Here is a 10,477-nt window from a genome sequence, read left to right on the forward strand (position 1 = left end):
TCAGAAAAGGCCTTCCCTCGTCCGGACGTCTGCGGCATCCTGCGGCCATGCAGACGGAGCTGAGCAAGGAACTGGGAGTCGAGCACGCCATCTTCGGCTTCACGCCGTTTCCCGCAGTCGCCGCGGCCATCAGTCGCGCGGGCGGATTCGGTGTGCTCGGCGCGGTCCGCTACACCGCCCCCACCGACCTCGAGCGCGACCTCGACTGGATCGAGGCGAACGTCGACGGCAGGCCCTACGGCCTCGACGTCGTCATGCCCGCGAAGAAGGTCGAGGGCGTCAGCGAGGCGGACGTCGAGGCAATGATCCCCGAGGGGCACCGGCAGTACGTCAAGGACACCCTCGCCAAGTACGGCGTACCCGAACTCGCCGAGGGCGAGGCGTCCGGCTGGCGCATCACCGGGTGGATGGAACAGGTCGCCCGCGGTCAGCTCGACGTCGCCTTCGACTATCCGATCAAGCTGCTCGCCAACGCGCTGGGCTCCCCACCCGCCGACGTCGTCGAGCGCGCCCACGCCCAGGGCGTGCTCGTCGCGGCTCTCGCGGGCAGCGCCCGGCACGCCCGCAAACACGCCGAGGCGAACATCGACATCGTCGTCGCGCAGGGCTACGAGGCCGGCGGGCACACCGGGGAGATCGCCTCGATGGTGCTCACCCCCGAAGTCGTGGACGCTGTCGGGCCGTTGCCCGTGCTGGCCGCAGGCGGCATCGGCAGCGGACAGCAGGTGGCCGCCGCGCTCAGCCTCGGCGCCCAGGGGGTGTGGCTCGGATCCATCTGGCTGACCGTCACCGAGGCCGACATGCACTCACCCGGCGTCACCCGCAAGCTGCTCGCCGCCGGCTCCGGCGACACCGTCCGCTCGCGCGCCCTGACCGGCAAGCCCGCACGCCAGTTGCGCACCGAGTGGACCGACGCCTGGGACGACCCGAACGGTCCCGGCACGCTCCCCATGCCGCTCCAGGGGCTGCTGGTCGCCGACGCCGTCTCCCGCATCCAGAAGTACGAGGTGGAACCCCTGCTCGGCACACCGGTCGGCCAGATCGTCGGCCGGATGAACAGCGAGCGCGCCGTCCAGGAGGTCTTCGACGACCTGACCCGGGGCTTCGAGCGCGCCGTCGACCGCATCAACCGCATCGCGGGCAGGGAGGAACAGGCATGAGCACAGCACCGAACGGCTTCTGGGCCCAGGCCGCCGCGGACCCCGAGCGCGTCGTCCTCGTCACGCCCGACGCGGAGGAGTGGACCGCGGGACGGCTGCACGCGGCCGCCAACGGGCTCGTCCACGGACTGCGGGCCGCCGGCCTCCGGCGCGGCGACTCCTTCGCGGTCGTGCTGCCCAACGGCGTCGAGTTCTTCGTCGCCTTCCTCGCCGCCTCGCAGGCCGGTCTCTACCTCGTCCCCGTGAACCATCACCTCGTCGGCCCCGAGATCGCCTGGATCGTCTCCGACTCCGGCGCCAAGGTCCTCATCGCCCACGAACGGTTCGCCGACGCGGCCCGGCACGCCGCCGACGAGGCGAAGCTCCCCGGAGACCGGCGGTACGCCGTCGGCGCGATCGAGGGCTTCCGGCCGTACGCCGAACTCCTCGACGGGCAGCCCGGTTCCGCGCCCGAGGACCGCACCCTCGGCTGGGTCATGAACTACACCTCGGGCACCACCGGCCGCCCGCGCGGCATCCGGCGCCCGCTGCCCGGCAAGCTCCCCGAGGAGTCGTACCTCGGCGGCTTCCTCGCCATCTTCGGCATCCGGCCCTTCGAAGACAACGTGCACCTCGTCTGCTCGCCGCTCTACCACACCGCGGTCCTCCAGTTCGCGGGCGCGTCCCTGCACATCGGCCACCGACTGGTGCTGATGGACAAGTGGACGCCCGAGGAGATGCTGCGTGTCATCGACGCACACAGGTGCACCCACACCCATATGGTGCCGACCCAGTTCCACCGGCTGCTGGCGCTCCCCGACGACGTGAAGGCCCGCTACGACGTCTCGTCCATGCGGCACGCCATCCATGGCGCGGCCCCGTGCCCGGACCATGTGAAGCGGGCCATGATCGAGTGGTGGGGCGACAGCGTCGAGGAGTACTACGCGGCCAGCGAGGGGGGAGGAGCCTTCGCGACCGCCGAGGACTGGCTCAAGAAGCCCGGCACCGTCGGCAGGGCGTGGCCGATCAGCGAGTTGGCGGTCTTCGACGACGACGGCAACCGGCTGCCGCCCGGTGAACTCGGCACCGTCTACATGAAGATGAGCACCGGCGGATTCTCGTACCACAAGGACGAGACCAAGACCCGGAAGAACCGCATCGGAGACTTCTTCACCGTCGGCGACCTGGGCCTTCTCGACGAGGACGGCTATCTCTTCCTCCGTGACCGCAAGATCGACATGATCATCTCGGGCGGGGTCAACATCTACCCGGCCGAGATCGAGGCGGCCCTGCTCACCCACCCCGCCGTCGCCGACGCGGCCGCCTTCGGCATCCCGCACGACGACTGGGGCGAGGAGGTCAAGGCGGTGGTCGAGGCCGCGCCGGGCCACGAGGCCGGTCCGGCGCTCGCCGCCGACATCCTCGGCCACTGCGAGCGCCGGCTCGCCGGGTACAAACGGCCCAGGAGCGTCGACTTCATCGCGACCATGCCCCGCGACCCCAACGGAAAGCTGTACAAGCGGCGGCTGCGGGACCCCTACTGGGAGGGCCGCACCCGGGGGATGTGACGCGGGAGCCTTCCCCGACCCGGCGCACCCGTCGTGCTGTCCGGGCTCCATGACGTGCGGTGACTTGACCTCCCCGTTCCATGGGCAGAGGATCACGTGACATGACGCCTGGACACGGCAGTACGGTTGACGGGGTGCTGCGCCGCAGCGCACGGCGCACACCCGCGCGGCGCGCGGTCGACTACCGCGAGCGCTCCTGGACGTACGCGGAACTCGACGGGGCCGTCTCCCGCGCGGCGACCGTGCTGCTCGACGAGGGGCTGGCCCCCGGCGACCGTGTCGGCGCCTACGGCCACAACTCGGACGCCTACCTGATCGGCTTCCTCGCCTGCGCCCGCGCCGGACTCGTCCATGTGCCGGTCAACCAGAACCTGACCGGCGACGATCTCGCCTATATCGTCGGCCAGTCGGGCAGCACCCTCGTCCTCGCCGACCCCGACCTCGCCGACCGGCTCCCGGACGGCGTACGGACCCTGCCGCTGCGCGACGCCGACGACTCGCTCCTCGCGCGGCTGGACACGGCACTTCCGTACGACGGTGAGGAGCCGCGCGGCGACACGCTCGTGCAGCTCCTCTACACGTCGGGCACCACCGCGCTGCCCAAGGGCGCGATGATGACGCACCGCGCCCTGGTGCACGAGTACCTGAGCGCGATCACCGCCCTCGATCTGAGCGCCGGGGACCTGCCGGTCCATTCGCTGCCGCTCTACCACTCGGCGCAGATGCACGTGTTCCTGCTGCCCTATCTCGCGATCGGCGCCTCGAACACCATCCTCGACTCCCCGGACGCGGGTCAGCTCTTCGACCTCATCGAGGCGGGCCGCGCGGACAGCCTCTTCGCGCCGCCCACCGTGTGGATCGGTCTGTCCAACCGCCCCGACTTCGCCGACCGCGACCTGAGCGGCCTGCGCAAGGCCTACTACGGGGCGTCGATCATGCCGGTCCCCGTCCTGGAACGACTGCGCGCACGGCTGCCGAAGCTGGCCTTCTACAACTGCTTCGGCCAGAGCGAGATCGGCCCCCTGGCCACCGTCCTCGGGCCCGACGAGCACAAGGGCCGGATGGACTCGTGCGGACGCCCGGTGCTGTTCGTGGACGCGCGGGTGGTCGATGAGGACGGCAAGGACGTGCCCGACGGCACTCCGGGCGAAGTCGTCTACCGCTCACCGCAGTTGTGCGAGGGCTACTGGGACAAGCCGCAGGAGACGGCCGAGGCGTTCCGCGACGGCTGGTTCCACTCGGGGGACCTCGCCGTGCGCGACGCCCACGGGTACTTCACGGTCGTGGACCGGGTGAAGGACGTCATCAACTCCGGTGGCGTGCTGGTCGCTTCACGGCAGGTGGAGGACGCGCTGTACACCCACGAGCATGTCGCCGAGGTGGCCGTCGTCGGGCTCCCCGACGAGCGCTGGATCGAGGCCGTCACCGCGGTCGTCGTCCCGCGCGGTGAGGTCACCGAGGACGAACTGATCGCCCACGCACGCGAGAAGCTCGCCCACTTCAAGGCGCCCAAGCGCGTCCTGTTCGTGGACGAGCTGCCCCGCAACGCCAGCGGCAAGATCCTGAAGCGGGAGCTGCGGGACCGGTTCGGCCAGGCCTAGCGGACGCCGGCAACGCGGCAACGCTCCAACAGGGGGCCGCGCGGGGCCGGTTCGGCGTCCGCTCGTGGCCCGGGGCACCCGGGGCTGCGGCCGGTCACGCGCGCGGGCGCAGGTCCACGATCCGCTTGAGCTTGCCCACCGACCGCTCCAGCGACTCCGGTTCGACGATCTCCACCGTGACCGAGACACCGATCCCGTCCTTGATCCCCGCGGTGATCGCCCGCGCCGCCGCCTCCCGCGTCTCGGGCGTGGCGCCGGACCGCGCCTCGGCCCGTACGGCGAGAGCGTCGAGACGGCCCTCACGGGTCAGCCGGAGCTGGAAGTGCGGGGCGACACCCGGTGTCCGCAGCACGATCTCCTCGATCTGCGTCGGGAAGAGATTGACTCCCCGCAGGATCACCATGTCGTCACTGCGCCCGGTGATCTTCTCCATCCGGCGGAAGACCCGCGCCGTGCCGGGCCGCAGTCGTGTCAAGTCCCGTGTCCGGTAACGGATCACGGGCATGGCCTCCTTGGTGAGCGAGGTGAACACCAGCTCGCCCTCCTCGCCGTCCGGCAGCACCTCACCGGTGATGGGGTCGGCGACCTCCGGGTAGAAGTGGTCCTCCCAGATGTGCAGACCGTCCTTGGTCTCCACGCACTCCTGGGCGACACCCGGGCCGATGACCTCCGAGAGGCCGTATATGTCCACCGCGTCGATCGCGAACCGCTCCTCGATCTCGCGGCGCATCTCCTCGGTCCACGGCTCGGCTCCGAAGACCCCGACGCGCAGCGAGGTGCCGCGCGGGTCCACACCCTGCCGCTCGAACTCGTCGAGCAGGGTCAGCATGTACGAGGGTGTCACCATGATGATCTCGGGCTTCAGGTCCTGGATCAGCTGGACCTGACGTGCCGTCATGCCGCCGGACGCGGGGATCACCGTACAGCCGAGTCGTTCCGCGCCGTAGTGGGCGCCGAGTCCGCCCGTGAACAGCCCGTAGCCGTAGGCGATGTGGACCTTGTCGCCGGGGCGGCCGCCCGCCGCGCGGATCGAACGGGCCACCATGTCGGCCCACATGGACAGGTCGTTCTCCGTGTAGCCGACGACCGTGGGGCGCCCGGTCGTCCCGCTGGACGCGTGGATGCGCCGGATCCGGTCCTGCGGCACGGCGAACATTCCGTACGGGTAGTTCTCGCGCAGGTCCGCCTTCGTCGTGAAGGGGAACCGTGCCAGGTCGGCGAGCGAGCGGCAGTCGTCCGGGCGCAGCCCGGCCTTGTCGAAGGACAACCGGTAGAAGGGAACGTTCTCGTACGCGTGGCGCAGCGACGCGCGCAGCCGCTCCAGCTGGAGGGCCCGCAATCCCTCCGCGTCGAGCAGCTCGCCCGCGTCGAGCAGGTCCTTCGAGTCCGCCATCGCGACTTCTCCCTCACCAACCATGCGATTCCGGACGACCGATCATTCGGTCGTGCTGGTCCGGATCAGTAATTCAGGTGTCCAGCGTCAGTGCAAGGGGTCGGCGGCGCTTTTTGCGGGAGCGAGGGGGAGGGGGAGAAGCTGGGCGTGGGAGTGCGGGTGCGAGGGCGCGGGGCGGTGGCCTACGACGGGCGGCGGGTCTCTGACGTCCGGCACGGGCTCGGGGCGGCGATCTCTGACGTTCGGCACGCTGGCTCGGGGCGGCGGGTCTCTGATGTCCGGCACCGTGCCCCGGCTGCGGATCGGCGATGGCCGGCACCGTGGCTCGGGGCGGCGGGCCTGCGCCGCGGTGTCGGCACCGTGACTCGGCGAGTCTGAATGGCCGCCGGGTCCGTCGTGTCGGTCGGCGCGGGCCCCCGCAGGTGTCGGTCGCCGCGGGTGTCGGTCTCCGCGCGGCCCGGGGCGGCGGTCAGCGCACCAGGGCGGGGCGCTTGGCGTCGAACTCCCACCCGGGGACGAGGTAGCGCATCCCGACGGCGTCGTCCCGGGCGCCGAGCGCCTCCTTCAGGTACAGCTCGTGCGCCGCCAGGAGCCGGTCCATGTCCAGTTGGACGCCGAGGCCGGGGGAGTCCGGAAGCGCGATCTCGCCGTCGACGATGCGCGGCGGGGCGACCGTGAGCCGCTCCAGACCCTCCTGCCAGATCCAGTGGGTGTCGAGGGCGTTGTAGGGGCCCGGTGCCGCGGCTCCGCAGTGCGTGACCATGGCGAGCGAGATGTCGAAGTGGTTGTTGGAGTGGCAGCCCCAGGTCAGGCCCATCGCGTTGCACAGCTGGGCCACACGCACCGAGCCCCGCATGGTCCAGAAGTGCGGGTCGGCCAGCGGGATGGAGACCGACTGGAGGGCCAGGGCGTGGGTGAGCTGTCGCCAGTCCGTGGCGATCATGTTGGTCGCCGTCGGCAGCCCCGTCGCCCGGCGGAACTCGGCCAGGATCTCCCGCCCCGAGTAGCCGGCCTCGGCGCCGCAGGGGTCCTCGGCGTAGGCGAGCGTGCCGACCAGCGGCTCGCACAGCTCGATCGCCTCGCGCAGCGACCAGGCGCCATTGGGGTCGAGGGTGATCCGGGCCTCGGGGAAGCGGTCCTTCAGCGCGCGTACGGCCCGGACCTCCTCGGCGCCCTCCAGGACACCGCCCTTGAGCTTGAAGTCCTGGAAACCGTACAGGTCATGGGCGGCCTCGGCCTGCCGGACGATCGCGCCGGGCGTGAGGGCCTCCTCGTGCCGCAGGCGGTACCAGTCCACGTCCGAGTCGCTCTGCCGGGCGTAGGCCAGATCCGTGCGGTCCGGGTCGCCGACGTAGAAGAGATAGCCCAGCACCCGCACACGATCGCGTTGGAGGCCGTCGCCGAGCAGGGCGGCGACCGGGACGTCGAGATGCTGGCCGAGCAGGTCGAGGAGAGCGGACTCGACAGCGGTGACGGCATGGACGGTCGTCCGCAGGTCGAAGGTCTGGGCGCCGCGCCCACCGGCGTCGCGGTCGCGGAAGCGGTCCCCGATCTCCCGCAGGACGCGCTGGTAGTCGCCCACCTTCGCGCCGAGGACGAGGGGCTCCGCGTCGCGCAGCGTCCGGGTGATCTTCTCCCCGCCGGGCACCTCGCCGAGTCCGGTGCGCCCCTCGGAGTCCTTGAGGACGACGACATTGCGAGTGAACCAGGGGCCGTGGGCGCCCGACAGGTTCAGCTCCATGCAGTCCCGTCCCGCGACCGGGTAGACGGAGAAATCGGTGATCGTCGGTTGCTGGCTCATCATCAGAATCCTTGTGTACGAGGGTGACCGAGGCCGGTGATCACAGGATGACGGCGACGGGCCGGTCGGGCGGACGCACCGCCCGAGGCCTCCGGGGCCGTCCCCCGCGTGCTTCAGGCGGGTCGGCGGGTGGCTCCGACGAGCGCCAGCCCGGTGTCGAGGATGCGCTCCAGGGCGGCGAGATCGGCCGGGCCGGGATCGGTGAGCGGCGCGCGCACCGGCCCGACCGGAAGGCCCCGCAGCCGGGCGGCGGCCTTGACCAGCGAGACCGCGTAGCCGGGCACCCGGTCGCGCAGTTCGACGAGCGGGACGTAGAAGTCCCGCAGCAGCTTGGTCACGGTCGCCTCGTCGCCGGCCCGCAGCGCGGCGAAGCAGGCGTCGGCGATCTCGGGAGCGAAGGCGTGGACGGCCGACGAATAGGCCGGGACGCCGACGGTGGCGTACGCGCGGGCCTGGATCTCGGCGGTGGCGGCTCCGTTGAAGAACAGGAAGCCGTCGGGCGCGGCGAGCGTCAGGCGCTGGAGGCGGTCGAGGTCGCTGTGTCCGTCCTTGAGCCCGATGACGGTGGGGATCTCCGCGATGGCACGCAGCCCCTCGGGGGTGAAGGCGACCGGGCCCCGCTGGTACGCGATGAGCGGCAGCCGCGTTCCGGCGGCGATCCGGCGCAGTTGCTCGACCAGGCCGCTTTCCGGGGCCTCGACGAGGTAGTGGGGCAGCACCAGGAGGGCGTCCGCCCCGGCCTCCTCCGCGATCCGGGCGAACCGCAGCGCCTGCGCCCATCCGTAGCCGACGCCCGCGACCACGGGCAGGCGGCCGTCGGCGATCTCGACGGTCGCGGTGACGACCGTGCGGTACTCGTCCTCGTCCAGCGCGCTGAACTCGCCGGTCCCGCAGGCGGGGAACACCGCGCCCGGCGCCGTGGCCAACTGGGCGGCCAGACAGGCCCGGTAGGAGTCCGGATCGAGGTCGCCGTCCTCCGTGAAGCTCGTGAGCGGGAAGGACAGCACCCCGCTCGCCATGCCGTCCCGCAGCCGCTCGACCACGCGCTCGTGCTCCGCGCTGAACCCCGCCATGAGCCTCATCCCCGTATGTAGATGTCGTCTATGTATGAGAACCCAGGTTAGGTTCGTGAACGTCCGGGGGTCAATGGATCCGACGACGCGGATTCACGACGGGCGCGTGCGGGAGGGTGCGCTCCGCCGCGCTCCGCCGACGACGCCCGAGCGCGGCCGCCGACCGCTGGTTCTTCCGCAGGGTCCGCGCGACACCCGCGATCCTCCTGTTTGACGCATGCCGATATCGGAATATGATGGCGTCCATGGCACGAGCAGCGACGACGTCGGACGTCTTCAACGCGATCGCGGAGCCGCAGCGCCGGCAGATCCTGGTACTGCTGAGGGCGGGTGAGCGGCCGGTGACCGAGTTGGCCCAGGAACTGGGGATGACCCAGCCGGGGGCGTCCAAACACCTGCGGGTGCTCCGGGAGGTCGGGCTGGTGCGGGACCGCAAGGCGGGCAAGCAGCGCCTGTACGGCCTTGACGCCCGTGGGCTGCGACCGGTCCACGAGTGGACCGGCGGGTTCGAGCGGTTCTGGAACGAGAGCTTCGACCGGCTGGACGCGTACGTGCAGGACCTCAATCAGGCAAGGCGGGAGGAGTGACCGATGGCGTCGACGGGACGGGACACGCCGACGCGGTCGGCGACGGCCGACCGCGAGATCGTGATCTTCCGGGTCATCAGTGCCCCACGGGAGCTGGTGTTCGAGGCGTTCACCGAAGTCCGGCACCTGTCGCGGTGGTGGGGACCGGAGGGGTTCACCACCACCACGCGGGCGTTCGAGTTCCGCGTCGGCGGGGTGTGGGACTTCGTGATGCACGGACCGGACGGGACGGACTACCAGGAGTGGATCTCCTATACCGAGATCGCCCCGCCGGAGCGGATCGCGCTGCTGCACGGTGAGTCCCGCGGCGATCCGAACGCCTTCGAGTCGGTGCTCACGTTCGCGCCCGACGGCACGGCGACCCGGATCGAGATGCGCACGGTGTTCCCCACCAAGGAGCTGCGCGACGAGGCGGTCGAGAAGTACCACGCGATCGAGGGCGGCCGGCAGACCCTGAGCAACCTGGCTGCCTACGTCACCGAGATCGTTCGGAAGGGAGTTGAGGACTGATGGCCGGAAAGGTGTTCTTCAGTGTGACTATGTCGCTGGACGGGTTCATCGCGCCCGAGGAGCGCACGGACGACCCGGATGCGCAGCGCTGGACGGCGCAGTGGATGGAGCTGCAGCGGTGGATGTTCCCGCAGCGGTTCTTCCGGGAGAACCTCAAGCTCGGCGAGGGCGGCGAGGAAGGGCGCGACAACGACCTCGCGCGGGAGACGTTCGAGCGCACCGGCGCGAGCGTGATGGGCAAGCGCATGTTCGACCTCGGCGAGCAGGCGTGGCCGGAGGAGGCGCCGTTCCACACGCCGGTTTTCGTGGTGACGCACGAGAAGCGTGACCCCTGGGAGCGGTCGGGTGGAACCACCTTCCACTTCGTCAACGACGGCATCGAGACCGCGCTCGACCAGGCCCGCGAGGCCGCCGGCGACCGGGACGTCCGCATCGCGGGCGGCGGCGCGACGATCCTGGAGTACGTGAACGCCGGCCTGATCGACGAGTTCTCGATCGCGCTGTCACCCGTGCTGTTCGGCTCCGGAATCCGCCTGTTCGAGGGCGTGGACGCGGGCCGCGTGGCCCTGGAGCCGGTCCACGCGGAGCCCTCCCCGAGGGTGACGCACCTGACCTACACCGTCCGGGAGCGGTAACTGTCCCGAGCTCAAGTGCTCTCCCGCTGAGGTCAGCCGCTCTCCTGCCGAGGTCAGCCCCGCTCCCGCAGGTGAGCATGGAGATCACGGGGGTGGCGGCAGAGGCCGGTGTGGGGGGATCTGGGCGTGTGGACGGGGAGCCGGGCGCGGGGGCGCCCGCCCCGCGCGGC

General features: G+C 71.0%; 9 protein-coding genes. 6 read left to right on the plus strand and 3 right to left on the minus strand.

What is annotated here, in order from left to right; translation table 11 throughout:
- The first annotated feature begins 47 nt into the window (after positions 1–47).
- The 3 genes from ACFWBT_RS10875 to ACFWBT_RS10885 all read left to right on the plus strand — a co-directional run bounded on the left by ACFWBT_RS10875 (position 48) and on the right by ACFWBT_RS10885 (position 4,308).
- Positions 48–1,160, plus strand: coding sequence for an NAD(P)H-dependent flavin oxidoreductase (locus ACFWBT_RS10875; RefSeq protein ID WP_385698112.1), 1,113 nt, complete (start codon positions 48–50; stop codon positions 1,158–1,160).
- Positions 1,157–2,707: an acyl-CoA synthetase gene (locus ACFWBT_RS10880; RefSeq protein WP_385698114.1), complete on the plus strand. Its 1,551-nt coding sequence runs from the start codon at positions 1,157–1,159 to the stop codon at positions 2,705–2,707. Before ACFWBT_RS10875 ends, ACFWBT_RS10880 begins: the two co-directional genes overlap by 4 nt.
- Before the next feature lie 101 nt (positions 2,708–2,808).
- Positions 2,809–4,308: an acyl-CoA synthetase gene (locus ACFWBT_RS10885; RefSeq protein ID WP_385698116.1), complete on the plus strand. Its 1,500-nt coding sequence runs from the start codon at positions 2,809–2,811 to the stop codon at positions 4,306–4,308.
- Between the two features lie 94 nt (positions 4,309–4,402).
- Here the strand turns inward: ACFWBT_RS10885 and paaK are convergent, their stop codons facing one another.
- From paaK to ACFWBT_RS10900, 3 genes are all read right to left on the minus strand, one after another.
- Entirely contained in the window at positions 4,403–5,701 is a 1,299-nt protein-coding gene (gene paaK, locus ACFWBT_RS10890; RefSeq protein ID WP_385698118.1) for a phenylacetate--CoA ligase PaaK, read from the minus strand.
- A gap of 469 nt (positions 5,702–6,170) precedes the next feature.
- Positions 6,171–7,502, minus strand: coding sequence for an enolase C-terminal domain-like protein (locus tag ACFWBT_RS10895; protein ID WP_385698119.1), 1,332 nt, complete (start codon positions 7,500–7,502; stop codon positions 6,171–6,173).
- Positions 7,503–7,615: 113 nt separating this feature from the next.
- Positions 7,616–8,575: a 5-dehydro-4-deoxyglucarate dehydratase gene (locus ACFWBT_RS10900; RefSeq protein WP_385698121.1), complete on the minus strand. Its 960-nt coding sequence runs from the start codon at positions 8,573–8,575 to the stop codon at positions 7,616–7,618.
- A gap of 245 nt (positions 8,576–8,820) precedes the next feature.
- Here ACFWBT_RS10900 and ACFWBT_RS10905 point away from each other — a divergent pair, with 245 nt between their 5' ends.
- Genes ACFWBT_RS10905 through ACFWBT_RS10915 form a run of 3 tightly spaced genes read left to right on the plus strand, consistent with a single transcriptional unit; the run spans position 8,821 to position 10,307 of the window.
- Entirely contained in the window at positions 8,821–9,162 is a 342-nt protein-coding gene (locus ACFWBT_RS10905) for an ArsR/SmtB family transcription factor (protein ID WP_385698122.1), read from the plus strand.
- A gap of 3 nt (positions 9,163–9,165) precedes the next feature.
- Entirely contained in the window at positions 9,166–9,672 is a 507-nt protein-coding gene (locus ACFWBT_RS10910; RefSeq protein WP_385698124.1) for an SRPBCC family protein, read from the plus strand.
- Entirely contained in the window at positions 9,672–10,307 is a 636-nt protein-coding gene (locus tag ACFWBT_RS10915; RefSeq protein WP_385698125.1) for a dihydrofolate reductase family protein, read from the plus strand. The genes ACFWBT_RS10910 and ACFWBT_RS10915 overlap by 1 nt, the downstream gene beginning before the upstream one ends.
- Positions 10,308–10,477: the final 170 nt, after the last annotated feature.

Source organism: Streptomyces sp. NPDC060027, from assembly GCF_042737005.1.
In the GTDB taxonomy this organism is placed as follows: Bacteria; Actinomycetota; Actinomycetes; order Streptomycetales; family Streptomycetaceae; genus Streptomyces.